The sequence below is a fragment of the Pseudoxanthomonas sp. F37 genome (genome assembly GCF_022965755.1).
In the GTDB taxonomy this organism is placed as follows: domain Bacteria; phylum Pseudomonadota; class Gammaproteobacteria; order Xanthomonadales; family Xanthomonadaceae; genus Pseudoxanthomonas_A.
Window position 1 is genome coordinate 2,852,086 of record NZ_CP095187.1, and the last position, 24,134, is coordinate 2,876,219.

At 69.8% G+C, this 24,134-nt stretch carries 20 protein-coding genes and 1 pseudogene; 13 read left to right on the top strand and 8 right to left on the bottom strand.

The window, feature by feature from the left end:
* Window positions 1-141 precede the first annotated feature (141 nt).
* Window positions 142-1,341 carry a glycine C-acetyltransferase gene (gene kbl, locus MUU77_RS13450; RefSeq protein ID WP_245087818.1) on the top strand — a complete coding sequence of 400 codons (1,200 nt, stop codon included), beginning with the start codon at window positions 142-144 and terminating at the stop codon, window positions 1,339-1,341.
* Window positions 1,342-1,362: 21 nt separating this feature from the next.
* Here kbl and MUU77_RS13455 read toward each other — a convergent pair whose 3' ends face one another.
* From MUU77_RS13455 to MUU77_RS13470, 4 genes and pseudogenes are all read right to left on the bottom strand, one after another.
* Complete coding sequence (locus MUU77_RS13455; protein WP_245094709.1) at window positions 1,363-1,653, bottom strand: hypothetical protein; 291 nt, start codon at window positions 1,651-1,653, stop codon at window positions 1,363-1,365.
* Between the two features lie 74 nt (window positions 1,654-1,727).
* Complete coding sequence (locus MUU77_RS13460; protein ID WP_245087821.1) at window positions 1,728-2,531, bottom strand: pseudouridine synthase; 804 nt, start codon at window positions 2,529-2,531, stop codon at window positions 1,728-1,730.
* 46 nt (window positions 2,532-2,577) lie between these two features.
* Window positions 2,578-3,082: pseudogene (locus tag MUU77_RS13465) on the bottom strand (hypothetical protein).
* Window positions 3,083-3,269: 187 nt separating this feature from the next.
* Complete coding sequence (locus MUU77_RS13470) at window positions 3,270-4,370, bottom strand: OmpA family protein (RefSeq protein ID WP_245087824.1); 1,101 nt, start codon at window positions 4,368-4,370, stop codon at window positions 3,270-3,272.
* A 367-nt stretch (window positions 4,371-4,737) separates the two neighbouring features.
* Here MUU77_RS13470 and MUU77_RS13475 point away from each other — a divergent pair, with 367 nt between their 5' ends.
* Window positions 4,738-5,481: a class III extradiol ring-cleavage dioxygenase gene (locus MUU77_RS13475; RefSeq protein WP_245087827.1), complete on the top strand. Its 744-nt coding sequence runs from the start codon at window positions 4,738-4,740 to the stop codon at window positions 5,479-5,481.
* Here MUU77_RS13475 and MUU77_RS13480 read toward each other — a convergent pair whose 3' ends face one another.
* Window positions 5,482-6,402: a LysR family transcriptional regulator gene (locus tag MUU77_RS13480; protein ID WP_245087829.1), complete on the bottom strand. Its 921-nt coding sequence runs from the start codon at window positions 6,400-6,402 to the stop codon at window positions 5,482-5,484. It lies immediately after the preceding gene.
* Between the two features lie 98 nt (window positions 6,403-6,500).
* On the opposite strand from MUU77_RS13480, the gene MUU77_RS13485 reads away from it, so the two are divergent.
* The 10 genes from MUU77_RS13485 to MUU77_RS13530 all read left to right on the top strand — a co-directional run bounded on the left by MUU77_RS13485 (window position 6,501) and on the right by MUU77_RS13530 (window position 19,911).
* Window positions 6,501-7,721, top strand: a complete 1,221-nt coding sequence (locus MUU77_RS13485) for an MFS transporter (protein ID WP_245087832.1) — start codon at window positions 6,501-6,503, stop codon at window positions 7,719-7,721.
* A gap of 28 nt (window positions 7,722-7,749) precedes the next feature.
* A complete protein-coding gene (locus tag MUU77_RS13490) occupies window positions 7,750-8,814 on the top strand; it encodes an aldo/keto reductase (RefSeq protein ID WP_245087835.1) in 1,065 nt (354 codons plus the stop codon).
* A complete protein-coding gene (locus tag MUU77_RS13495; RefSeq protein WP_245087838.1) occupies window positions 8,811-9,827 on the top strand; it encodes a zinc-binding alcohol dehydrogenase family protein in 1,017 nt (338 codons plus the stop codon). Before MUU77_RS13490 ends, MUU77_RS13495 begins: the two co-directional genes overlap by 4 nt.
* Window positions 9,828-10,027: 200 nt before the next feature.
* Window positions 10,028-11,473, top strand: a complete 1,446-nt coding sequence (locus MUU77_RS13500; RefSeq protein WP_245087841.1) for a Wadjet anti-phage system protein JetA family protein — start codon at window positions 10,028-10,030, stop codon at window positions 11,471-11,473.
* Window positions 11,470-12,111, top strand: a complete 642-nt coding sequence (locus MUU77_RS13505; protein WP_245087844.1) for a DUF4194 domain-containing protein — start codon at window positions 11,470-11,472, stop codon at window positions 12,109-12,111. Before MUU77_RS13500 ends, MUU77_RS13505 begins: the two co-directional genes overlap by 4 nt.
* Window positions 12,098-15,526, top strand: a complete 3,429-nt coding sequence (locus MUU77_RS13510) for an SbcC/MukB-like Walker B domain-containing protein (RefSeq protein WP_245087847.1) — start codon at window positions 12,098-12,100, stop codon at window positions 15,524-15,526. The genes MUU77_RS13505 and MUU77_RS13510 overlap by 14 nt, the downstream gene beginning before the upstream one ends.
* Window positions 15,523-16,116: a hypothetical protein gene (locus MUU77_RS13515; protein ID WP_245087850.1), complete on the top strand. Its 594-nt coding sequence runs from the start codon at window positions 15,523-15,525 to the stop codon at window positions 16,114-16,116. Before MUU77_RS13510 ends, MUU77_RS13515 begins: the two co-directional genes overlap by 4 nt.
* On the top strand, window positions 16,113-18,149 hold the full coding sequence (locus tag MUU77_RS13520; RefSeq protein WP_245087853.1) for an NADPH-dependent 2,4-dienoyl-CoA reductase: 2,037 nt from the start codon (window positions 16,113-16,115) through the stop codon (window positions 18,147-18,149). Before MUU77_RS13515 ends, MUU77_RS13520 begins: the two co-directional genes overlap by 4 nt.
* A 465-nt stretch (window positions 18,150-18,614) precedes the next feature.
* Window positions 18,615-19,070, top strand: coding sequence for a cell wall hydrolase (locus tag MUU77_RS13525; protein WP_245087856.1), 456 nt, complete (start codon window positions 18,615-18,617; stop codon window positions 19,068-19,070).
* Window positions 19,071-19,299: 229 nt separating this feature from the next.
* The gene (locus MUU77_RS13530) at window positions 19,300-19,911 is read left to right on the top strand and encodes a glutathione binding-like protein (protein WP_245087859.1); all 612 of its coding nucleotides are present in this window, start codon (window positions 19,300-19,302) and stop codon (window positions 19,909-19,911) included.
* Between the two features lie 16 nt (window positions 19,912-19,927).
* Here the strand turns inward: MUU77_RS13530 and MUU77_RS13535 are convergent, their stop codons facing one another.
* The 3 genes from MUU77_RS13535 to prpB all read right to left on the bottom strand — a co-directional run bounded on the left by MUU77_RS13535 (window position 19,928) and on the right by prpB (window position 22,764).
* Entirely contained in the window at window positions 19,928-20,425 is a 498-nt protein-coding gene (locus tag MUU77_RS13535; RefSeq protein WP_245087862.1) for a hypothetical protein, read from the bottom strand.
* Window positions 20,426-20,709: 284 nt separating this feature from the next.
* On the bottom strand, window positions 20,710-21,864 hold the full coding sequence (prpC, locus tag MUU77_RS13540; protein ID WP_245087865.1) for a 2-methylcitrate synthase: 1,155 nt from the start codon (window positions 21,862-21,864) through the stop codon (window positions 20,710-20,712).
* A 15-nt stretch (window positions 21,865-21,879) separates the two neighbouring features.
* Entirely contained in the window at window positions 21,880-22,764 is an 885-nt protein-coding gene (gene prpB / locus MUU77_RS13545) for a methylisocitrate lyase (protein WP_245087868.1), read from the bottom strand.
* Window positions 22,765-22,909: 145 nt separating this feature from the next.
* Between prpB and MUU77_RS13550 the strand changes: the two genes are divergently transcribed.
* The gene (locus tag MUU77_RS13550) at window positions 22,910-24,127 is read left to right on the top strand and encodes a citrate synthase family protein (protein ID WP_245087871.1); all 1,218 of its coding nucleotides are present in this window, start codon (window positions 22,910-22,912) and stop codon (window positions 24,125-24,127) included.
* The last annotated feature ends 7 nt before the right edge of the window (window positions 24,128-24,134 follow it).

The window sequence follows — 24,134 nt, forward strand, 5'->3', positions numbered from 1 at the left end:
GCCGGAAACGCGATGCTGCGTGCGCACATTCCCGCAGGGAAATGACGAAAAGACGTCCGCTTATGCCGTAACCGCATGACGCGACCGGGGCGATCGCGGGGCGCGGGTAGAATGGCGGCCTGCCCCTTTCGTCCCTGCCCCATGTCCAATCCGCTGACTGCCCACTACGCCGCCACCCTGGACGAGATCCGCGCCCAGGGCTTGTTCAAGTCCGAACGCATCATCACCAGCCCCCAGTCGGCCGAGATCACCCTGGAAGACGGGCGCACGGTCCTGAATTTCTGCGCCAACAACTACCTGGGCCTGGCCGACCACCCGGACATCATCCAGGCGGCGAAGGATGCCCTGGACACGCACGGCTTCGGCATGGCGTCGGTGCGCTTCATCTGCGGCACCCAGGACCTGCACAAGCAGTTGGAGAAGACGATCGCCGACTTCTTCGGCACCGAGGACACCCTCCTCTACGCCGCCTGCTTCGACGCCAACGGCGGCCTGTTCGAGCCGTTGCTGGGCGAGGACGACGCCATCATCTCCGACGCGCTGAACCATGCCTCGATCATCGACGGCGTGCGGCTGTGCAAGGCTAAGCGCTTCCGCTACGCCAACTGCAACATGGCCGACCTGGAAGCCCAGTTGCAGGCCGCCGATGCGGCCGGCTGCAGGACCAAGCTGATCACCACCGACGGCGTGTTCTCGATGGACGGCTTCATCGCGCCGCTGGACGAGATCACCGCGCTGGCGAAGAAGTACGACGCCCTGGTACACATCGACGAATGCCACGCCACCGGCTTCCTCGGCGCGACCGGCCGCGGCTCAGCCGAAGTCAAAGGCGTGATGGACCGGATCGACATCTTCACCGGTACGCTGGGCAAGGCGATGGGGGGCGCGCTGGGCGGCTTCACCACGGCGCGCAAGGAAGTCGTCGAGCTGCTGCGCCAGCGCTCGCGCCCGTACCTGTTCTCGAACTCGCTGCCGCCGCATGTGGTGGCCGCCGGCATCAAGGCCTTCGAGATGCTGTCCTCGGCCGGCGAGCTGCGCGAGCGGCTGCGCGAGAACACCGCCTACTTCCGCGAGCGCATGACGACGGCCGGCTTCGACATCAAGCCGGGCGTGCACCCGATCAGTCCGGTGATGCTGTACGACGCGCCGCTGGCGCAGCGCTTCGCCGAACGCCTGCTGGAAGAAGGCATCTACGCGATCGGCTTCTTCTTCCCCGTGGTGCCCAAGGGCCAGGCGCGCATCCGCACGCAGATGAGCGCCGCGCATACGCGCGAGCACCTTGACCGCGCCATCGACGCGTTCATCCGCATCGGACGCGAACTGGGCGTGCTGGCAGCCTGACGGGACGGGCGCGTCCGCGCTTCAGCGGGCGCGCTTGCCGGTCGACGATGCTTTCGGCCGCGCCGGCGCGCCCTTGGCCACGCGGATGCCGCGCGCCTTCATCCAGGCGTCGAACTCCTCGGCCGTCATCTTGCGGCCGTTCTGTTGCATGTCGAAGCGATGGCCATGCGGCCCTGGTGCGACGGTGACGACGGCGTCCTTGGGCGCGCTCCTGGCGGCGGTGCCCGGCGCATGGCTGGCGCACCCCGCCAGCAGTCCGAAGGCAAGCAGCAGGGCGTAACGCGCCGCCGGGCGCGCGGTCAGGTTCAACATGTCTTTCCCCGATGGTGTGGCGAGAGCGAGTGTAGGCAGATGACGCGCGCCGAACCCGGACGGTGGTCGCGCAATCAGCGCCCGCCTGTCGGGGCGAGTTGGTCGCGCTCATGCGCATCGAGCAGGCGCCAGGCGCCCTTGGCGAGCGTGCCCAGTTCGATGGCGCCGATCGCCACCCGCACCAGCCGCAGCACGCCGACATCGAAGGCCTCGAGCAGTCGCCGGATCTGCCGGTTGCGCCCCTCGTCCAGCACGATCTCCAGCCACGCATTGCGTTCGCCCGAACGCAGCAGGCGCGCATGGCGCGCCGAAAGGTGTTCGCCATCCACCTCCACGCCCGTCCGCAGCGCGTCCAGCAGCGATGCATCCGGCACGCGGTCGATCTGCACGTGATAGGTCTTGTCCGGACCCTGGGCCGGGTCGGTGACGCGCGCGGCCCATTCCGGATCGTTGGTGAACAACAGCAGCCCCTCGCTGGCCTTGTCCAGCCGCCCGACCGGCGCGAGCCATGGCAGGCCGGCGCCGTCCAGGCATCGGTAGACCGTATCGCGCCCCTGTTCGTCCCGGGTCGTCGTGACCAGGCCGCGCGGCTTGTTGAGCATCAGGTAGTGGCGGGGCGCGACCGCGGGCTCGTGGCCATCCACGCGCACCACGGCGCGACCTGCGATGACGGGAAACTCCGGATCGCGCACGATGCGCCCGTCCACCGATACCCGCCCTTGCACGATCCAGCGCGCCGCTTCGGTGCGCGAGCATACGCCCTGCTTGGACAACACGCGGGCCAGTCCATGCCGCACGCCCGGTTGCGCCCGATCGCGCACAGATGCACGCGTGCGCGACGATGCGCGCGGATCACGGGGCGGGCGCGGCGCAGGCATTGCGTCAATGCAGGAAGAAACGGCCGGTATTCCGGCCGTCGAGGGATCAGTTCTTCTTCGCCGGCTCGGCCGGTGCCGGGGCGGGGGCCGGTGCGCCCGGCGCCTTGACCACGCGGACGCCGCGCGACTTCATCCAGGCATCGAACTCGTCGGCGGTCATGCGCTTGCCGTTCTGGCTCATGTCGAAGCGCCACGGCGTATTGTCGTGTGCCGTCTTGGGCTGGTAGGCCGCCGGACTGTTGGCGACGGCGGCGGCCGGCGCACCGGTCGGCGCGGGCAGGGCCTTGGCCACGTTGCGGCAGCCTTCGATGCGCAGGCGCAACAGCACGCGGTCGACCGACTGGGCCTCATCGAACGCATGCGAGGCCAGCACGCCCGAAGGCGCACCCAGCTGCGTCGCGGTGGCCGTGAATTCGGGGGGCGACCGGCGCGATCACCGTGGCCGGCGCCTTCAACGGTGCCGGCACCAGCCCGCTCGCGCAATCCGGTGCGGCGTAGGCCGCGGGAACAGCGGCGATGCACAGCAGGCTGGCGAGGACGTGACGGCGCATCGGGCGACTCCTGAATCTCTTCCAAGTGCCGCGAGTGTAGGCAGGGCACCGGGGCATGGCAAGGAAATGCACCGCCACGCACGCAGCGATGCGCAAAGGCGGCGCTCGATCACGCAAGGCGCGCGAAGCGCTCCAAAAAAGAAGCCCGGCGCGAGGCCGGGCTTCCAGCACCGCAGTGAGCGTCCGATCAGTTCTGGACGTTCAGTTCCGTACGACGGTTGCGCTCGCTCTTGCAGCCCGGCAGGGTCTGCGCGGTCGGCTCCAGCGGACGGCTCTCGCCGTAACCGATCGGGCCCACCAGACGCGAGGCATCGACGCCGTTGCTGGTCAGGTAGTCGTACACGGCCTGCGCACGACGCTGCGACAGCGACTGGTTGTAGGCGTCCGCACCGCACAGGTCGGTGTGGCCGGCCACTTCGACGCGCAGGTCGGGGTAGCGCTTCAGGATCTCGGCGGCTTCGCTCAGGATCGCGACCGCGTCCGGACGCAGCGTCGACTTGTCGAAGTCGAAGTTCACGCCCTTCAGGTCGATCGAAACCTGCACCGGGCAGCCGTCCGGACCGATGGTCTGGCCAGCCTGCGAACCGGGGCACTTGTCGTCGCAGTTGTTGACGCCGTCGCCGTCGTCATCCAGGTCGGCGCAGCTCGGCGCAGCCGGCGGCGGCGGCGGGGCAGCGGCTTCGGCCTTCGGGCCCAGCGGGATCACGACGCCGACCGAGGCCAGCACGTCGCCGAACCAGCTCTCTTCCTGCTGATGGATGCCACCTTCGGCGGTGTAGCTCTGGTCGTCGAAGTCGGCACGGTAGGCCACTTCGGCGCGCACGGCGACGCGCTTGTCGAAGGTGGTCTGCAGGCCCACGCCCAGCTTGGCGGCCAGGTTGTTGTCACGACGCTGCGCCGGGGAGTCCGGGCTGTTGATCACGTACTCTTCTTCCGAGCGCTGCATGCCCAGACCCGCCACGACGTACGGGTTCCAGCCGCGGCCTTCCTGGATGAAATGGCGACGCAGGTCCAGCGAGATGCCGTACTGGCTCCAGTTCAGGTCGCTGTTGAAGTCGAAGTTCGGGTTCTGGTAGTTCAGTTCGCCGTCCAGCGACCAGTTCGGGCTGATGAACTTGCCAAGGCCCAAGGTCAGGAACTGGGTGTCTTCGGTACGACGGTCGGAATCCTGCTGGTTCCAGCCTGCGGAGCCGGTCAGGTACCAACGGTCGTCGAATTCCTGCGCCATCGCGGTGTTCGCGAGGCTCAGGCCGCCGAGCAGCGCGGCGCAGAGAATCTTCTTGTTCATTTGCAGCTCCTTTCCTTGTAAAAGTTCAGTTGTGAGAAACCGAAGGGCTTCGTGGTGACGCGGGTTCCGGCACTTCTAGTTGTTATTCGAGGCGACAGGCACCGGTCGCCTTGCTGAACAGATTATGCGGGCGTACGTGAAGACTGTGTTAACGGTACCATAACAAGTTGGGAAAGGTTAACACTCTTACCGCGAACTGGCACGGATTCGTGCGGATCGCGGCCTTACCGCCTTTCAAGTCACATTCTGGTGACGCTTCGATCCACGCACACGCCTTGGTGGGCGCGTCCGCGGACCGCATGCTGTAGCGATGGACCCGACGCCTGCCTCCCCGCTTCCCAGCCTCTTCGTTTCGCATGGCTCGCCCATGCTGGCGGTCGAGGACTCCCCTACCGGCCGCTTCCTGGACCAGTTGGGAAAACGCTGGCCACGCCCGCGTGCCATCGTGGTGGCATCGGCCCATTTCATCCACGCGCGGCCTACCGTCACCGCCACGCCTTCGCCGGATACGATCCACGATTTCGGCGGGTTCCCCGAAGCGCTCTACCGGATCCGGTACCCGGCGTCGGGCGCTCCCGGGCTGGCGGAGGACATCGCGGCGCATCTGCGCGATGCCGGCTTCCCCGCCCAGGTGGATGGGCATCATGGGCTGGACCATGGCGTCTGGGTACCGCTCCGGCGCATGTATCCGGACGCCGCAATCCCGGTGATCGCACTGTCGGTCAATCCGGCACAGACCGCCGAGTGGCATTACCGGCTGGGGTACGCGCTGGCGCCCCTGCGCGGGCAAGGCGTGCTGGTGGTGGGGTCCGGCGGGTTTTCGCACAACCTGCGCGCCCTGGACTGGCAGCACGCGCACGCAGCGCCCTATGCCTGGGTGGCTTCGTTCACCGATGCCCTGCGTGATCGGCTGCTGGCGGGCGACATCGCGGGCGCGCTGGACTGGACGGCCCTGCCCGAGGCCCAGCGCAACCATCCGACGACGGAACACCTGTTCCCGCTGTACGTGGCACTGGGCGCAGGCGGTGCGGGCGCCAAGGGACGGCTGCTCCACCACGACGTGGAAATGGGTGGCCTGGCCCTGGACGCTTTCGCCTTCGACGCCGCCTGATCACTGCGGGAGCCCATGCTCCCACGGCGGGTCGTCGCCGAACTGTTCGATCAGGAAATCGGTGAAGGCCCGCACGCGCGGCGGCACCAGGCGACGCTGCGGCATCACCGCGCTGATCGCGGTGGTGGCGAGCGGGTAGTCCGGCAGCACGACCTCCAGCCGGCCGGCACGCAGATCGTCCGCGACGTGCCACAGTGAATGGATCACGATGCCCTCGCCCGCCAGCGACGCATCGCGCAGCACCTCGCCGAAGTTGCTCTCCAGACGTCCCTGCACGCGCACGGCGACTTCGCCGCCCGCCGGTGTTCCCATGCGCCACACGTCCTGGCGGCCGCCGCTGCCGAACAGCAGCAGGCAGTCATGGTGGGCGAGGTCTTCGGGCAGGCGCGGCCGGCCACGCCGGCGCAGGTAGTCGGGCGAGGCGCACAGCACCCGGCGGTTGGGTGCGATCCGCCGCGCGACCAGGCGCGAGTCGTCCAGCGCACCGATGCGGATGGCCAAGTCGAAGCCCTCGCTGACCAGGTCCACCACGTTGTCGCTCAAGTGGATGCTGAGGCGCAGCTTCGGGTGGCGGGCAAGGAAGGCCGGCAGCAGCGGCGAGACGTACTGGCGTCCGAACGAGGCGGACATCGTCATGCGCAGGGTGCCGGCGACCTCGCGCGCCGCTTCGCGCAGGCCGGTGCCCAGTGCTTCCAGCTCCTCCACCAGCACCCGTCCCTGCTCGGCGAGCGCGGCCCCTTCCGGCGTGGGGTGCAACCGGCGGGTGGTCCGGTGCAACAGGCGCACGCCCAGTTCCTTCTCCAGCCGTTTCAGACGCTGGCTGGCCACGGCGACCGAAAGGTCCAGACTGTGGGCTGCCGCCGTGATCGACCCCAGATCGAGCACGCGCAGGAACAGGGCCAGGTCACCGACACGGTCCATTATCAACAATCCATTGATAGTGATTCGGCATATTCGCCGTTTCCCATCATGAAAGGAAGGCGCAAGCTGCGCGCCCTGTTCCCCTTCCCCTTACCACCATGCCCCCCTCCTCCTCCCGGCTGCCGCTGGGCCTGTACGCGCTGACGGCCGGCGCGTTCGGCATCGGCACCACCGAATTCGTCATCATGGGCCTGCTGATGCAGGTCGCCGCCGACCTCGATGTCTCCATCGCCGCCGCGGGCCTGCTGATCTCCGGGTACGCGCTTGGGGTGTTCGTCGGCGCCCCGCTGCTGACCGCCGCGACCAACCGCATGCCGCGCAAGGCCGTGCTGGTGGCGCTGATGATCGTGTTCACGCTGGGCAACCTGGCCTGTGCGCTCGCGCCGAACTACGCGCTGCTGATGATGGCCCGTGTGATCACCTCGCTGGCGCACGGCACGTTCTTCGGCGTCGGCGCGGTGGTCGCCACCGGCCTGGTCAGTGAAGACCGCAGGGCCTCGGCCATCTCCATCATGTTCACCGGCCTGACCGTGGCCACGCTGCTCGGCGTGCCGGCCGGCGCCTGGCTGGGCCTGGAGTACGGCTGGCGCGCGACATTCTGGGCCGTCACCGCGATCGGCGTGTTCGCCACCGTGATCATCGCCGCCCTGGTCCCGGCCGACCGCAGTGCGCCCGTGCCACTGTCGTTCCGCGACGAACTGCGCGTGGTCACGCGTCCCCAGGTAGTGCTGGGCCTGCTGATGACCGTGCTGGGTTTCGGTGGCATGTTCACCGTCTACACCTACATCCAGCCGTTGCTGACCCAGGTGACGGGCTTGGCCGACGCGGCCGTCTCGCCGGTCCTGCTGGTGTTCGGCGTCGGCATGATCATCGGCAACCTGGTGGGAGGACGCTGCGCCGACCGCCGCCTGCCCACGGCCCTGCTCGGCTCGTTGGCGCTGCTGGCACTGGTGATGGGCGCGATGGGCTTCGCACTGCACAGCCGCTGGGCGATGGTCGTCTTCACCGGCCTGCTGGGCGCTGCCGCGTTCGCGACCGTCTCGCCGCTGCAGCTGTGGGTGCTGCAGAAGGCCAGCGACGCGCAGAGCCTGGCGTCCAGCCTGAACATCGGCGCCTTCAACCTGGGCAATGCGTTCGGCGCCTGGCTGGGCGGTGCGGTCATCTCGCAGGGCCTGGGTTTGTCGGCACTGCCGTGGGTCGCCGCACTGGTACCGGCCTGCGCGTTCGCCATCGCCCTGTGGGCACTGGCGCTGCAGCGTCGACAGGCCACCCGTCCAGCACCCATCGCCCGGGCATTGCACGCCGACGGATGCGCCTGATCCCCCTTCCTTTGCTTGAGGAGTCTCCATGGAAACCCGTTTGCTCGGCCGTTCAGGCCTGAAGGTCTCTGCACTCGGCTTCGGCGCCGGCACCTTCGGCGGCAAGGGGCCGCTGTTCGGCGCCTGGGGCAATACCGATACCGCGCAGGCGCGCCGCATGATCGACATCAGCCTGGACGCGGGCCTGACCTTCTTCGACACCGCCGATGTCTATTCGGACGGGGCATCCGAATCGATCCTGGGCGCGGCCCTGCATGGGCGGCGCGACCAGGTCATCCTGTCCAGCAAGACCGGCCTGCGCCTGGGCGAAGGCCCCAACGATGCCGGCGCCTCGCGCTTCCGCCTGCTGAAGGCGGTGGATGCCTCGCTTGCGCGGCTGGGCACCGACTATCTCGACCTGCTGCAGCTGCACGCTTTCGACGCGCTGACACCGGTCGAGGAAACCCTGTCCACCCTCGATGGCCTGGTCCGCGCCGGCAAGGTGCGTTACCTGGGCGTGTCCAACTACGCCGGCTGGCAGCTGATGAAATCGCTCGGCGTTGCCGAACGCTACGGCTACACCCGCTACGTCGCCCACCAGACCTACTATTCGCTGGCCGGCCGCGACTACGAGTGGGAACTGATGCCGCTGGCCATCGACCAGGGCATAGGGGCGGTGGTGTGGAGTCCGCTGGGTTGGGGCCGGCTGACCGGCAAGCTGCGACGCGGGCAACCGCTGCCGGCCACCAGCCGGCTGCACGACACCGCCGACGTGGGGCCGCCGGTGGCGCAGGAGCGCCTGTTCCGCATCATCGACGCGCTGGATGCCGTCGCCGGGGAAACCGGCAGATCGGTGCCGCAGATCGCCATCAACTGGTTGCTGCAGCGCCCCACCGTCTCCACCGTCCTGATCGGCGCGCGCAACGAGGAACAGCTGCGACAGAACCTGGGTGCCATCGGCTGGCAGCTGTCGGCCGACCAGATCGCGCGCCTGGACGCCGCCAGCGCGGTGGAGGCACCGTATCCCTACTATCCCTACTGGCGCGGCCATTTTTCCGAACGCAGCCCGCTGCCCGTCCAGGTCTTTCCCCCGTCCGCCGGAGCCGCCCCATGAAAGCCGTCGCCCTGACCCGCTACCTGCCCATCGACGATCCGCAATCGCTGCTGGATGTCGACATCCAGACCCCTGCTGCCACCGGCCATGACCTGCTGGTGCGCGTGGAAGCCGTGTCGGTGAACCCCGTCGACACGAAGGTGCGCGCGCCGAAGCCGCAGATCGAGGCGCAGCCCAAGGTGCTCGGCTACGACGCCGCCGGCGTGGTGGAAGCCGTCGGCGGGGCCGTGACGCGCTTCAAGCCCGGCGACGCGGTCTACTACGCGGGCGACATCACCCGCCCCGGCAGCAATGCGCAGTTCCAACTGGTCGATGAACGCATCGTCGGCCGCAAGCCCGCGTCGCTGGACTTCGCGCAGGCCGCCGCCTTGCCGCTGACCACCATCACGGCGTGGGAACTGCTGTTCCACCGCATGCCCTACTCGCCCGAGCACGGCGGCCAGGGCAAATCGCTGCTGGTGATCGGCGGCGCGGGCGGCGTGGGCTCAATCGCGATCCAGCTGGCCAAGCGCGCCGGCTTCACTGTCGTCGCCACCGCTTCGCGGCAGGAGACCATCGACTGGTGCATGTCGCTGGGGGCGGACCATGTGATCGACCATCGCCAGCCGCTGGGTCCGCAACTGAAGGCACGGGGCTTGGACAGCATCGACGCTGCCCTGAACCTGGCCGACACCGACCGCTACTGGACCGAGCTGGGCGACCTGCTGGCGCCACTGGGCCACGTCGGCCTGATCGTCGAGCCGCGCGGCGAATTGCGCATCGGCGATCCCTACAAGGCCAAGAGCATCGGCATCCACTGGGAAATGATGTTCGCGCGCCCGCGCTTCCGTACCGCCGACATGGGCGAACAGGGCGCACTGCTGGACCGCGTGGCGGACCTGATCGACGCCGGCGACGTGCGCGGCACGCTGACCGGCACGCTGTCGCCGATCAATGCCGCGAACCTGCGCGAAGCGCACCGCCGGCTGGAATCCGGCACCACCATCGGCAAGCTGGTGCTCGCCGGCTGGTAGGCCCGGACCGGCAGGGCGGAACGGCGCCGGCAGACGGGCGGCAACGGCTACCGGCGTCCCGGCGACTTGCGATATCGTGGCTGGCCGCAGCGCGCTCCGGCGCGATCCGACCGCCTTTCCGACCCCGCCATGCCCCTTCTCCCGGCGCTGCCGCGCCCGCCACATCGCAATACCAGTCCTCCGCGGCGGAGCGCGCGGCCATGACGCAGGCGCCCGCCCTGTTTCCGTTGCTGCCCAGCGGCCTGTTCGGCCCCCTGGCATCGCCCAACCGGGAACACTACTGGCTGCTGCTGTACCGACTGTTCGACGAGTTCTTCGGGCCCGATGCGCCGGTACCGCCCAGCATGGGGTTCCAGCGCCGCGAGATCACCGCGGCGCTGGAGCGCTACCTGCTGGCCGACGACCCCTGGGAGGACGAGGACGGCGACACCCCGGACACGCCGCTGCCGGTCAGGGTGAACAACATCTACGAGCGCTTCCGCGGCGCGGGATGGCTGCGGCAGGAACGCGTCGGCGCGCGCGAGATGGTCACCATGCCGCCGGTGGTGCACCAGTTCCTCTCGCTGCTGGCCGAGTTCGCCGAGCATGGCCCGACCTTCGTCTCGGCGAAGATGCGTTCGATCGAGCACCAGTTGCAGCAGGTGGCCGAAGGCAAGGCCGCCGGCGACGCCCTGGACGAGGCCGCCGACCAGGCGCGGCGGCTGCTGGTGTCGCTGTCATCGATGAGCCTGCAGGTGCGCGACCTGATGCCGGAACTGAGCAAGGCCGAATCCACGGCGCAGTTCGCGCGCCAGTGGTTCGAGCGCTACGTCGGCGAGTTCTTCATCGGCGACTACGCCGAACTGCACAAGGGCGATCATCCGCTGGCGCGGCGCAGCGCGATCCTGTCGATGGCGCAGCAGATCGAGACCGGCGAGCGTCGCACGGCGCTGCTGGCGTGGTACCGCGAGCATGTGGGCGGCGGCGACGCCGAGCGCGGCAGCCAGCGCTTCGCGCGCAGCCTGCGGCGATTGCGCGAACTGGACCGCATCGACGAATACCTGGGCCGGCTGGACGAGGACATCCGCCAGGCCAACCGGCGCGCACTCGCCTTCCTCGACTATCGCCTGCGCGCGCCCGACAAGCTGGACATCCTGCTGCGCCGCGCCTGCCGTGGCGTGCAGCACGCACCGGAGGGCGCGCTGCGCCTGCCGGTGGCGCCGGGCGCGCTGATGGACGCCGGCCGCCTGCGCCCGCCCCGGCAGAAGCCGCAACCCATCCCGCGCAGCGCCAACGCCACCCAGCCGCCGACGCCGGAACAGCTGGCCCGGCTCAGCCTGCTGCGGCGCATGAAGCGCGCACGCCTGGTCACCGCCGAGGACATGGCGCGCTACGTCGGCCCGCACCTGGAGACGGTGGACGCCGTCGAATCGGCCGCGTTCTCCATCGCCAGCATCGAGGACCTGCGCGCCTACCAGACCCTGCTCACGCTGGCGCTGCGCAGCCATCGCACAGGCGGCCTGCGGCGCGAAGATCCGCTGGGCCGCCTGCTGCGCGGCTACCGGGTCGAACTGCTCGACGCCGGCGGCCACGACGACAACGGCTACCTGCGCGCGCCACGCTTCGTCGTGCGCCGCATCGGTACGCCCTCACGGAAAACCGCATGAAACGCAGCTGGAACACGCTCAGCCAACTCTCCAACGGCGTCTACGCCGTGCAGGACTTCGAACGCGCCGCCTACCGGCTGGTGGTGGAGCAGGTGCTGTACGCAGGCGACCGCAGCACGCGCCTGGCCTACCACCTGGTGGAGGACCACTTCGACGATTTCATCGCCGCGCTGGCGCCGCTCGGCATCCGCCTGGAACGCAACCCCCACTACCGCTACGTGGTGGCGCTGCCCGCCCACGCCGAGGGCGTGCCCGTGACCCTGGCCGAAACGCTGTTGCTGCTGGTGCTGCGGCAGCGCTACGACGAAGCGATGCGGCAGGGCATGGTGGAGGACGAGGGCGTGGTCACCGTGGAACTGCCCGAGTTGCAGGAGGCCTACCAGGCCCTGGCGGGCCGGCCGATGCCCGATGTCGGCACCCTGCGCGAACTGGCCCGCACGCTGAAACGCTGGGGCACGTGCCGGCTGGTGGAGTCGGAACCGGACGATCCCCAGCCGTTCCACCTGCATGTGCGGCCCGCCATCGTCGAGATCGTCGGCGAACAGTGGCTGCAACGGCTCGACCAGCACAACCGCGACGACGGTGCCGACGCGGCCGACAACGACGACGTCATGGAGGACGGCGATGCAGCTGCTTGAGCGCGTGCACCTGGTGCAGTTCTTCCTGTTCGAGGCGCAGACCCTGGAACTGGACGCCACCAGCGCCATCATCGCGCCCAATGGCGCGGGCAAGAGTGCGCTGCTGGATGCGCTGCAGATCGTGCTGCTGGGCGGCGACCGCAGTCGCATCCGCTTCAACGCGCAGGCCGGCGGCAGCCATCGTGCCCGCACCATCCGCGACTACTGCCTGGGCGTGTTCCGCAGCGGCGAGGAAGGACGCAAGCGGCGCACCGCCACCACCTACATCTCGCTGGTGTTCCGCGATACCGATACCGGCCAGGTCCTGACCGCCGGCATCGCGCTGGGCGCCTCGGTGGACGAGCCCGACCACCGGTTGCATGGGCTGTACCTGCTGCCGGGCGTGGCGCTGGACCTGGCCGACCACGTGGAACAGGTCAAGGGCAAGGAACTGCCGCTGGCCTGGCCGACCTTCCGCGAGATGGCGCTGCGCCGCTGCAAGGCGGCCGGCGGTGCGCCCGAGCTGCACACCGTGGCCGAGCGCTTCGTCAAGGACCTGCTGCTGCGCCTGCGCGCCTCGCCCACCGCCAATCCCGACATCAACGCCTACCGCAAGGCCTTCCTCAACGCACTCAACCTGCAGCGCGTGGAGGATGTGGACCTGTTCGTGCGCACGCTGGTCGCCGAGGACCGCCCCACCGATATCGCCCGCTTCCGCGCCCTGCTGGAAAGCTTCCGCCAGATCCGCGACCGCATCGAACAGGTGCGCCAGCGCATCGAGGCCGCCGAAGGCGTCGAGCGGCAGTACGACCGCATCGCCACCCAGGCCGTGCGTGCCGCTTCCTACCGTGCCCTGGCCGCCGAATACGCGCGGGACCTGTACGGCGAACAACTGGAACGGGCCGAAGGCGCAGTCACCACGGCGGAGGACGCACTGGCGGACACCCGCCGCCGCCTGGTCGATGCGCGCGCCGAGCGCGACACGCTGCGCGATGAGCAGGCGCGCGCCAACGCCCGCCTGCAGGGAAGCAGCGGCTATGGCGAACAGGCGCAGCTGGACGAACTGGCCGGCCGCGACCGCGAACGCCTGGCCCAGTTGAACAAGGAACTGTTGCGCGAGATCGGCTTCGTGCGCGACACGTTCCGCCAGCTCGACGCGCTCGCCCTCGCCGGCGCCGGGACGGGCGCCGTGGATGCCGCATCCGCCGAATGGGAGGCCTGGCACGCGGCGCTGTCGGCGCTGGCGGACGGGGAGGCCTTGCCGTGGACGCCGGAAGACCTGTTCGCGCGTGCGCGCCAGGCACTCCGCGCGGCCACGCCGCTGCGCGAACAGGTCGACCAGCACGCCCGCCAGTTGCATGCCGCCCACGACAAGGCACGCGATGCCCTGCTGGCCGCGCGGCAGAACCAGAAGCGCCTGGCCGCCGGCCAGGCGGAACTGCACGCCGATACCGTGCGCCTGATGAGCTACCTGCGCGAGGCAGGCATCGATGCCCGCCCGGTCTGCGATCTGGTGCGGGTCGCCGATGCCGCATGGCAGCCCGCCATCGAGGCATACCTGCGCAGCAACGTCGAGGCGCTGCTGATTCCCGCCGCCGACGAAGAGCGCGCGGTCAAGCTGTATCGCAGCCTGTCCGGCGGGCGCTCGGTCTATGGCGTGAAACTGGCCCTGTCCAGCCAGGCGCGCGATGGGCGCGGCAAGGAAGCCACGGCCGGCAGCGTCGCCGCGCTGCTGGAGGGCATGAATGCCGACGCACTGGCATTCCTGCGCCGGCAGCTGGGCGAGCTCCGCTGCGTGGAGACCGAAGCCGAACTGGTGCGCAGTCGCCACGGCCTGACCCGCGACGGCCTGCTGGCGCGTGGCGGCAGCATCGAGCGCCTGCGCCTGCCCGCCGCGGGCGAGCTGCGCATCGGCGCGTCCGACAACCGGGCCCGCCTGCGGGTGCTGCACGAAGAGATCGAAAAGGCCGAACGCGACGTGCGCGAGATCGAGCCCCTGCTGCGCCGCGCCGACGACAGCCAGCGCAGCCTGGCGCGGCTGGCCGATGCCGATGCGGTGGCGCAGGCGCTGCACGAGCGCGCGATCGAGCACCGCCAGGTCGCAGGACGCTACCGCACCGCGCAGGAAAGCCGCCTCGCCGCGCTGGACCCCGACCTGCTGCGCCTGTCCGAGGCGGTGCGCGCGCTCGCCGCGCAACTGGGCGAGTGCGAGACGCGTACCGACGCCCTGGTCGGGCAGGAAGCGGTCGCCGTCGCCGACCTGGACCGCAGCCGCCGCCTGCTCGCCGGCCTGCGCGAACAGGAGGAACGGGTGGCGCGGCGCGCCGTGGAGGCCTTCAAGGACCCCGATGTCGATCCCAACCTGATCGAACGGCACCGCGACGAGCTGGACGCGAAGCTCGAGTCGCTGGAGGAGCGCGGCGCCACCTGCGAGCGACGCGCCGAGGAGAGCGACCGGCAGCTCGCCAAGCTGCTGCCGGAAGCCTGGAGCGCGCTGGCCCAGTACGCACGCGACCACAGCCTGGAGGTGGACCTCGACGCCAACGCCTGGCGACCGGCGCTGGCGCTGCTGCGACGCGAACTGACCCAGCTGCGCGACACCGACCTGGTGCGCTACGAAGGCGAGGCGCGCCAGGCCTACGACACCGCCGTGGACACTTTCCGCGCCGGCGTCGCCGCCGCGCTCAACGACAACTTCATCCGCCTGCGCCAGCAGATCGCCACGCTCAACCGCACCCTGCGCAGCAGCCCGCCCTTCTCCAACAACGAGCGCTACCAGTTCCATTACGAAGTGGTCCCCGAGTTCCGCGAGCTGGAACGCTTCATCCGGCGCGCCGTGGATGCCGGTGGCGAGGACACGCTGTTCGGTACGGTCGGGGAAGTACCGGCGGCGTTCCGCGAGCTGATCGAGGACGGTGCCGCGGCGCGTACCGCCACCTCGCCGCTGGACGACTATCGCCGCTTCTTCCGCTTCGAAGTGCAGATCCGCCAGGACGACAACGTGATCGGCACGCTCAGCGAGCGCATGCGCTCGGGCTCCGGCGGCGAGCACCGCGCGCCGCTGTACGTGATCGCAGGCGCCGCGCTGGCGGCGGCCTACGGCAAGAGCGAGGCGCATCCGGGCGGCATGGGACTGATCCTGCTGGACGAATTCGGCGACAAGATCGACGCGCAGAACGCACGCGCCACCACCAACTACCTGCGCTCGCTGGGCCTGCAGCTGGTGCTGGCCGCGCCGGATACCGCGCAGGGCACGTTGAGCGGCGTGCTGGACAGCTACATCGAACTGTTCCGCGATGGCGACCTGCTGCAGGCCGAGCGCATCGAGGTGCAGGCGGCGGCACGCGCCCTGCTGCTGTCCGACCAGTTCGACCTGCATCCGGAACTGCTGGCCGAGGAGACCGCCCGCATCGAAAGGCAGCAGGCGCCGGCGTGAGCGACGCCCGGCGCGTGCTGGAGCGGCTGCTGCGCAAGGGCGAACGCGCCCGGCTGCGCGGCGATGCCACTGCCGCCTCGCTGCCGATGATCACCGAAGCCAGTGCGCGCGCTTACCTGTCGCTGCGCACCCTGGCCGAACGCGAGACCTTCCACGCGCAGGTGGCCCTGGCCGAGCGCGCCGGCGCGATCGCCGTGCAGCGCGACCGCCATCGCGGCGACGGCGACCGCCTGCTGCGGCTCACCGTGGTCGATCTCGACGCACTGGACGGCCACCTGGGCGTGCCCTTGCTGGAAGGCCGCGTCCGCGAAGCCGCCCGGGTGGCACTCGCGCGCGCGGAGCTACCCGGGGTATACGTGCCGGAGGCTGCCGCCCTTGGCGCCATGGGCCGAGCGCGCCGGCTGGGACGGCATCGCCGCCGGACTGCACTCGCATCCGCTGTGCCTGGAACAGGAAGCCCTGCCCGCCGAACTGCCCCACGACTCCCCCGCACCATGACCCCACCTCCGCGCATGCGGGCGCTTGCGTGCCCCCACGATTCGCGGCATCGTGCGCCCTTCCATACGCAAGCGTATCCACCGCCCGCATGACGTCGACCGCCACCGAATCCCCGCCCTATCCCCACCTGTTCACGCCACTGGACCTGGGCTTCACCACGCTCCGCAACCGCGTGCTGATGGGCTCGATGCACACGGGACTGGAAGACCGGGCGCGGGATTTCCCGCGCCTGGCCGCGTACTTCGCCGAGCGCGCGGCCGGCGGCGTGGGCCTGATCGTCACCGGCGGCTTCTCGCCCAACCTGGTGGGCTGGCTGAAGCCGTTCGGCGGCAAGCTGTCCTGGCCGTGGGAGGCCCGGCCGCACAAGTTCGTGACCCGGGCCGTGCACGAACACGGCGCCAAGATCTGCGCCCAGCTGCTGCACGCCGGCCGCTACGGCTACCACCCGCTGACGGTGGCGCCGTCGAAGATCAAGGCACCGATCAATCCCTTCACTCCGCGCGCGCTGTCGGCGCGGGGCATCGAACGCCAGATCGGCGCCTACGCCAACGCCGCGAAGCTGGCGCGCGACGCCGGCTACGACGGCGTGGAGATCATGGGTTCGGAAGGCTACTTCATCAACGAATTCACCGCGCCGCGCACCAACAAGCGCAACGACGCCTGGGGCGGCACGCCGGAGAAGCGCATGCGTTTCGCGGTGGAGATCGTGCGGCGCGTGCGCGAGGCCGTGGGCCCGGACTTCATCATCATCTACCGCCTGTCGCTGCTGGACCTGGTGGAGGACGGCAACCAGTGGAGCGAGATCGTCCAGCAGGCCAGGGCCGTGGAAGCCGCCGGTGCGACGATCATCAATTCCGGCATCGGCTGGCACGAGGCGCGCGTACCGACCATCGTCACCTCGGTGCCGCGCGCGGCGTTCGTGGACGTGACCGCCAAGCTCAAGCCGCACGTGCGCGTGCCGCTGGTGGCGACCAACCGCATCAACATGCCCGACGTCGCCGAAGGCATCCTGGCCGCCGGCAAGGCCGACATGGTGTCGCTGGCGCGCCCGTTGCTGGCCGATCCGCAGTGGGCGGCCAAGGCCCGCGCCGGCACGCCGCAGGCCATCAACACCTGCATCGCCTGCAACCAGGCCTGCCTGGACCACGTGTTCGAGAACAAGCTGGCCAGCTGCCTGGTCAATCCGCGCGCCTGCCACGAAACCGACCTGCTCTACAAGAAGACGTTCACCGCGAAGACCATCGCCGTGGTCGGCGCCGGTCCTGCCGGCCTGGCCTGCGCGACGGTCGCCGCCGAGCGCGGCCACCGGGTGACCCTGTTCGACGCGGCCGCCGAGATCGGCGGGCAGTTCAACTACGCCAAGCGGATTCCGGGCAAGGAGGAATTCCACGAGACGCTGCGCTACTTCCGCCACCGGCTGGAGGAGACGCGCGTGGACGTGAAGCTGTCCACGCCGGTGACCGCAGCCGATCTGGCCGGCTTCGACGAGGTCGTGCTGGCCACCGGCATCACGCCGCGCAGGGTGGCGTTTCCCGGTGCCGACCACGCCAAGGTGGTCAGCTACGTGGATGTGCTGTCGGGCCGGGTGAAGGTAGGCGCCCGCGCGGCGCTGATCGGCGCGGGCGGCATCGGCTTCGACGTGGCCGAATACCTGACCCACGAAGGCCATTCGCCTTCGCTGGACCCGGCGCGCTGGATGGCCGAATGGGGCGTGGACCCGGCCTTCGAGGCCCGCGGCAGCCTGGTGAAGCCCCAGCCCGAGCCGCCGGCCCGCGAGGTCTGGCTGCTGCAGCGCAGCCCCGGCAAGCCCGGCGCGCGCCTGGGCAAGACCAGCGGCTGGGTGCACCGGGCCACGCTGAAGGCCAAGCAGGTGAAGATGCTGGGCGGCGTGGAATACCTGGGCGTGGACGACGCCGGCCTGCGCATCAAGGTGGGCGGGGCGGAGCATCTGCTGCCGGTCGACCACGTGGTGGTCTGCGCCGGCCAGGAACCGCGCCGCGACCTGCAGCCCGACCTCATCGCGGCAGGCAGGACGCCCCACCTGATCGGCGGTGCCGACGTGGCCGCCGAACTGGATGCCAAGCGCGCCATCGACCAAGGCAGCCGGCTGGCGGCAAGTCTCTAAGGCCCCCAGCCGGCCGGGCACCCCGGCGACGCAACGCTCTGTAGGAGCGCCCCATGGGCGCGATGCCGTGGCTCCGAGCGCGTGAAAAGCATCGCGCCCATGGGGCGCTCCTACAGAGGGATGGGCCTGACCGTCAGGGGGATTTCGCGCCTGCCGCACCCCGGGGCGGGCGTTGCGGGTGCGACGCTGCTCACAGTTCCAGCCAGACTTGTGCCCCCCGCGTCAACCCGCCCCGTTCAGGCCAAGTTGGGACGCCCCCCCTACCTTGCGCGCACTTTCCGGCCCGCCGCCCAGTTCAGGCGGGCTGAGCCCGGCGCCCGGACCCCCTTGGGTCAGGCCTTGCCGGTCCCCGGGCAGCCCGTGTGAAGGCTGCCTCCCCATAACGCCCTAGCCGCGTCCCATCGATGTCCTTCCCTGCGTATCGGGAGAGGCAGGGGCGCGGGAAAGACGGAGCAAGGAGTTCCCATGAAACTGGCCTGGATCCTATGGCTGTCGCAGATGTTGCCGCAGCCGGCCGCCGATTCGCTTTGCCTCAGCACCACCGTTTACCTGGAAGCCCGCGACCAGACCCTGCGCGGCCAGCAGGCCGTCGCCGAAGTGGCCCTGCGCCGCCGCGACAGCGGCCTGTGGGGCGACTCCGTCTGCTCCGTGGTCACCGCCCGCAAGCAGTTCGCCCCCACCATCGTCGGCCCGAACACCCGCCTCAGGAATCCCGACGCCTGGGCCAAGTCGGTCAGCGTGGCGCTCAACGCCGAGCGCAACTGGGCCCTGCCGCCCGGACAGCGCAAGGAGATCGTGCCGGGCGCCAGCCACTTCATGGCGCATCAGATCGCCAGCCCCAGCTGGCGCAACGCGTACCACGTGGCGACGATCGGCGATCACACCTTCCTGCGCGTGCAGAAGCTCAAGCCCCGATCCTAGAAACCAACGCTTCCGATTGCAGGGCGCTCCACGCAGCGGCCTGACCAACGAAGCCGAACCCGCATGGCACCTACTCCCCTCTCCTCCCGGGAGAGGGGAAGGGGTGAGGGTCGGGCCGCCGCGATACTTGTCGTTCGTATGCAACACGATCCGTTGCAGCGCGCATGACGCCGCGAACATTCAAGGCCCGCGATAATCGCGGGCCTTTCTTTTTTCCCAAGGGGACACCATGAAGCTCTACACCAAGCCCGGCGCGTGCTCGACCGCCGACCACATCGCGCTGCAGTGGACGGGCCAGCCGTTCGACGTGCAGGTGATGACGGCCACCGAGATGAAGGAGCCGGCGTACCTGGCGATCAATCCCACCGGTGCGGTGCCGGCCCTCGTCGACGGCGACTTCGTGCTGACCCAGAACGCCGCGATCATGGGCTACATCGCCGACCGCCATCCGCAAGCGCAGCTGGCCGGCGACGGTTCGCCACAGCAGCGCGCGCAGGCGGCGCGCTGGCTTTCCTTCGTCAATTCGGACCTGCACCCGGCCTTCCATCCGCTGTTCGGGCCGGCGCGCTTCATCGGCGACGAAGCGCAATTCGATGCGGTGAAGGATGCGGCGCGCCGGCGTCTGCGCGGCATGTACGAAACCGCCGAGAAGCAGCTGGAAGGCCGCGACTGGCTGGCCGGCTTCCGCAGCTTCGCCGACCCCTACTTCTACATCACCCTGCGCTGGGCCGAGCGCACCGGCGTGGACCTGTCGGACCTGCCGAACGTGGCCGCCTTCAGGCAGCGGATGGAAGCCGATGCCGGCGTGCAGGCCGCGCTCAGGGCAGAAGGCCTGGCCTGACGCCGCGCTGCGCGCCCTACGCCAGTGAGGCGCGCACCTCGTCCAGCCAGCGCGTGGCGAAGGTGTGGTCGCGCGCCTTCGTCATCGCGGTGGCGATGTCGGGCAGCAATGCTTCCAGGTCGTCCGCGCTGGCGCAGCGCTCGACCTTCAGCTGCAGGAAGTAACCCTTCAGGCCGATGTGCGCGCGGATGTCGTCGGTGATGCGCGAATACAGCAGGTTGTAGCGCTCGGCGGAGGTCATCGGCGCCACCGTCGCGCCCTCGCCCGCCCGCGGGGCGGTCACCGCCGCCAGCATCCAGGCCGCACCGGAGCGGCGTTCTATCAGGCCGTCCGCGGCCAGTTGGGCCAGCGCGTCGGCGGGCGCATGCAGGCCGCTCATCATCGCCTGCAGTTCGTCGTCGCTGCGCTGGCCATCGACCAGCAACAGGATCGAACGCAGCCCCGCCGGCAGCTTGCGCGAGCGCTGCTGCATCTCGTTCCGTCCGGCCTCGGTCTTGCACCACCTGGTCTGCATGGCATCCCCCCACGCCGCGCGGTGGGCCCCTCCCACGGCTACGGCGTTCCCCGTCCGCCAGTAGTACCCCGGCCCGACCCTCCCCCGCTGCCACGCGGGTCACACAAACGACACGGGGCCGCCCGACCTTGGTCGAAACGGCCCCGCGGGACGGCGGCGCGGACCTCGGCGCTGGCCGGCCGGCACGAAGGCGAGGTGTTCGGGGCCGGCGCGGAAAACGCGCTCACCCGCTGCCCTCCCCCGCCTGCGGGGGGAGAGCGGAAGCGGGTGCCATGCGGGTTCGATCAGCGCCGGTCCAGCGGAACGAATTCCAGATCCTCGGGCCCCGTGTAATTGGCGCTGGGGCGGATGATCTTGCCGTCGATGCGCTGCTCGATGACGTGCGCGCTCCAGCCGCTGGTACGCGCGATCACGAACAACGGGGTGAACATCGCCGTCGGCACGCCCATCATGTGGTAGCTGACCGCGCTGAACCAGTCCAGGTTGGGGAACATCTTCTTGATGTCCCACATCACCGACTCCAGCCGCTCGGCGATGGCGTACATCTTCATGTTCGACTGCTCGGCCGACAGGTCCTTCGCCACCTGCTTGATCACCTGGTTGCGCGGATCGCCCACCGTGTACACCGGATGGCCGAAGCCGATCACCACTTCCTTGCGTTCCACGCGCGCCTTGATGTCGGCCTCGGCCTCGTCCGGCGTCTCGTAGCGCTTCTGCACCTCGAAGGCCACTTCGTTCGCGCCGCCGTGCTTGGGCCCGCGCAGCGCGCCGATGCCGCCGGCGATGGCCGAGTACATGTCGCTGCCGGTGCCGGCGATGACGCGGCAGGCGAACGTGGACGCGTTGAACTCGTGCTCGGCGTACAGGATCAGCGAGGTGTGCATGGCACGCACCCAGGACTGGCGTGGCTTCTCGCCATGCAGCAGGTGCAGGAAGTGGCCGCCGATGGAGTCGTCGTCGGTTTCCACGTCGATGGCGCGGCCGTTGTGGCTCCAGTGGTACCAGTACAGCAGCATCGAGCCGAGGCAGGCCATCAGCTTGTCGGCGATGTCGCGCGCACCGGGATGGTTGTGGTCGTCCTTCTCCGGCGACAGGCAGCCCAGCACCGACACGCCGGTGCGCATCACGTCCATCGGGTGCGCGGACGGCGGCAGTTCCTCCAGCGCGGCCTTCACCGCGGCCGGGATGCCGCGCAGCGCCTTCAGCTTGGCCTTGTAGGCGGCCAGCTCGGCGCGATTGGGCAGCTTGCCATGCACCAGCAGGTGGGCGATCTCCTCGAACTCGCTGGTCGTGGCGATGTCGAGGATGTCGTAGCCGCGGTAGTGCAGGTCGTTGCCGCTGCGGCCGACGGTGCACAGTGCGGTGTTGCCGGCGGCGGTGCCGGACAGGGCGACGGACTTCTTGGGCTTGAAGCCGGGCGCGGGTGTGGTTTCGCTCATGATGGACTCCCTACGTCACTTCTTTGCGGAAAACAGGGTATCGAGCTTCTGCTCGAAGGCGTGGTAACCGATGCGGTCGTACAGCTCCTCGCGCGTCTGCATGGTGTCGACCACGTTCTTCTGGTGGCCGTCGCGGCGGATCGCTTCGTACACGTTCTCGGCGGCCTTGTTCATCGCGCGGAACGCCGACAGCGGATACAGCTGGATCGCCACGCCCACCGAAGCCAGCTCCTCGCGGGTGAACAGCGGCGTCTTGCCGAACTCGGTGATGTTGGCCAGCACCGGCACCTTCACCGCATCGACGAAGCGCCGGTAGGTGGGCAGGTCGTAGGCGGCCTCGGCGAAGATGCCGTCGGCGCCGGCCTCGACGCAGGCGATGGCGCGCTCGATGGCGGCGTCCACGCCCTCCACCTGGATGGCGTCGGTGCGCGCGATCAGGAAGAAGTCCGCGTCTGTCTTCGCATCGGCGGCCGCCTTCACGCGGTCGGTCATCTCGCCGGCCGACACGATTTCCTTGCCCGGGCGATGGCCGCAGCGCTTGGCGCCCACCTGGTCCTCGATGTGGCAGGCGGCGGCGCCGGCCTTGATCAGCGACTTCACCGTGCGCTCGATGTTGAACGCGCTGGGGCCGAAGCCGGTGTCGATGTCGACCATCAGCGGCAGGTCGCAGACATCGGTGATGCGGCGCACGTCGATCAGCACGTCTTCCAGCGTGTTGATGCCCAGGTCCGGCAGCCCCAGCGACCCGGCGGCGACGCCGCCGCCGGACAGGTAGATCGCCCGGTAGCCGGCGCGCCTGGCCAGCAGGGCGTGGTTGGCGTTGATGGCGCCGATCACCTGCAGCGGCGATTCGGCGGCGAGCGCGGCGCGGAACTTCGCGCCGGCGGATGGACTGCTCATTGCGACTAACTCCTCTCGGTCAGCGAGCGTGCCCGGCGCCTGGCCGGGACCGGAGGTGCGCGAAGGATACGCCCCTCTTCGGGACGCGAATCTGGCACCATCCGCAGGGTTGATCAATCTTGATCGAACGAATCAATATTTCCGTATGGCCTCCGCGACCGACCTGCTGTCCGCCCGCGATACCTGCCGACTGCTGGGCATCAGCCAGGCCACGCTGTACGCCTACGTCAGCCGCGGCCTGCTGGAGTCGCGCCCCGGCAAGGACCACCGCAGCCGCCTCTACCTGCGCCAGGACGTGGAGCGGCTGGCCCAGCGCAAACAGGTGGGGCGTGGCGCGGCCCGCGGCGCGGCGCAGAGCCTGGACCGGGGCCTGCCGGTACTGGAGACGCAGATCTCCCTGATCCGCCCGGATGGCCCGTACTACCGCGGCCGTTCGGCGATCGGCATGGTCCACGACGGCGCCACCCTGGAGGACGTCGCCCGGCAACTCTGGGACTGCGGCGATGAGGATCCCTTCGCCGCACCCTCGCCGGCCCGGTGGCCGGCCGTGGTCGCGCCGCTCGCCGCCGATGCCGCGCTGCCGCCGCTGGAACGCGCCATGGCGGCCATCCCGCTGCTGGCGTTGGACGTGCGCCACTCGTTCAACTCATCACCGCGCGTGCGCCACGAGATCGCCGCGGGGCTGCTGCGTCACAACGCGGCGCTGCTGGTCGCACAGCCACCCTCCGCTGCGCCGGTACATCGCGTGCTCGCGCAGGCCTGGCATCCGGCCGACGGCGGGTTCGCCGACCTGGTGCGCGCCGCACTGGTGGTCTGCGCGGACCACGAACTGAATGTCTCGGCGTTCGCCGCGCGCGTGGTCGCCTCCACCGGCGCGCACCTGCACGCCACCGTCTGCAGCGGCCTGGCGGCCCTGTCCGGACCGCGCCACGGCGGCGCGACGGCACGCGCGTATGCGCTCATCGCCGACGCCCGTGAAGCCGGCAATGCGCGCCGTTTCATCAGCGAGCGCTGGCAACGTGGCGACGACCTGCCCGGCTTCGGCCACGCGCTGTATCCGCAGGGCGATCCGCGCGGCGCCGAGCTGCTGGCACGCGCACGCGAGCGCCACGCGGGCCAGCGCGAAATGGCCGCGCTGGAAACGCTGATCGCCGCCACCGAAGACATCAGCGGCCTGCGACCGAACATCGATTTCATGCTGGCGGCGATCTGCCGCCTCAACCGGCTGCCGGCAACGCCGGCGCTGGTGATGTTCGCGGCAGGCCGCCTGGCCGGCTGGCTGGCGCATGCACTGGAACAGCAGGCGCAGGGCCGCCTGATCCGCCCGCGCGCCCGCTACACGGGCATCACGCCGCCCGCATGATGCCTGC

What these genes read in the sequence shown, in the direction of transcription:
- kbl (WP_245087818.1), top strand. Translation starts at nt 142, where the DNA reads ATGTCCAATCCGCTGACTGCCCACTACGCCGCCACCCTGGACGAGATC.
- MUU77_RS13455 (WP_245094709.1), bottom strand. Translation starts at nt 1,653, where the DNA reads ATGTTGAACCTGACCGCGCGCCCGGCGGCGCGTTACGCCCTGCTGCTT.
- MUU77_RS13460 (WP_245087821.1), bottom strand. Translation starts at nt 2,531, where the DNA reads ATGCCTGCGCCGCGCCCGCCCCGTGATCCGCGCGCATCGTCGCGCACG.
- MUU77_RS13470 (WP_245087824.1), bottom strand. Translation starts at nt 4,370, where the DNA reads ATGAACAAGAAGATTCTCTGCGCCGCGCTGCTCGGCGGCCTGAGCCTC.
- MUU77_RS13475 (WP_245087827.1), top strand. Translation starts at nt 4,738, where the DNA reads ATGCTGGCGGTCGAGGACTCCCCTACCGGCCGCTTCCTGGACCAGTTG.
- MUU77_RS13480 (WP_245087829.1), bottom strand. Translation starts at nt 6,402, where the DNA reads ATGGACCGTGTCGGTGACCTGGCCCTGTTCCTGCGCGTGCTCGATCTG.
- MUU77_RS13485 (WP_245087832.1), top strand. Translation starts at nt 6,501, where the DNA reads ATGCCCCCCTCCTCCTCCCGGCTGCCGCTGGGCCTGTACGCGCTGACG.
- MUU77_RS13490 (WP_245087835.1), top strand. Translation starts at nt 7,750, where the DNA reads ATGGAAACCCGTTTGCTCGGCCGTTCAGGCCTGAAGGTCTCTGCACTC.
- MUU77_RS13495 (WP_245087838.1), top strand. Translation starts at nt 8,811, where the DNA reads ATGAAAGCCGTCGCCCTGACCCGCTACCTGCCCATCGACGATCCGCAA.
- MUU77_RS13500 (WP_245087841.1), top strand. Translation starts at nt 10,028, where the DNA reads ATGACGCAGGCGCCCGCCCTGTTTCCGTTGCTGCCCAGCGGCCTGTTC.
- MUU77_RS13505 (WP_245087844.1), top strand. Translation starts at nt 11,470, where the DNA reads ATGAAACGCAGCTGGAACACGCTCAGCCAACTCTCCAACGGCGTCTAC.
- MUU77_RS13510 (WP_245087847.1), top strand. Translation starts at nt 12,098, where the DNA reads ATGCAGCTGCTTGAGCGCGTGCACCTGGTGCAGTTCTTCCTGTTCGAG.
- MUU77_RS13520 (WP_245087853.1), top strand. Translation starts at nt 16,113, where the DNA reads ATGACGTCGACCGCCACCGAATCCCCGCCCTATCCCCACCTGTTCACG.
- MUU77_RS13525 (WP_245087856.1), top strand. Translation starts at nt 18,615, where the DNA reads ATGAAACTGGCCTGGATCCTATGGCTGTCGCAGATGTTGCCGCAGCCG.
- MUU77_RS13530 (WP_245087859.1), top strand. Translation starts at nt 19,300, where the DNA reads ATGAAGCTCTACACCAAGCCCGGCGCGTGCTCGACCGCCGACCACATC.
- MUU77_RS13535 (WP_245087862.1), bottom strand. Translation starts at nt 20,425, where the DNA reads ATGCAGACCAGGTGGTGCAAGACCGAGGCCGGACGGAACGAGATGCAG.
- prpC (WP_245087865.1), bottom strand. Translation starts at nt 21,864, where the DNA reads ATGAGCGAAACCACACCCGCGCCCGGCTTCAAGCCCAAGAAGTCCGTC.
- prpB (WP_245087868.1), bottom strand. Translation starts at nt 22,764, where the DNA reads ATGAGCAGTCCATCCGCCGGCGCGAAGTTCCGCGCCGCGCTCGCCGCC.
- MUU77_RS13550 (WP_245087871.1), top strand. Translation starts at nt 22,910, where the DNA reads ATGGCCTCCGCGACCGACCTGCTGTCCGCCCGCGATACCTGCCGACTG.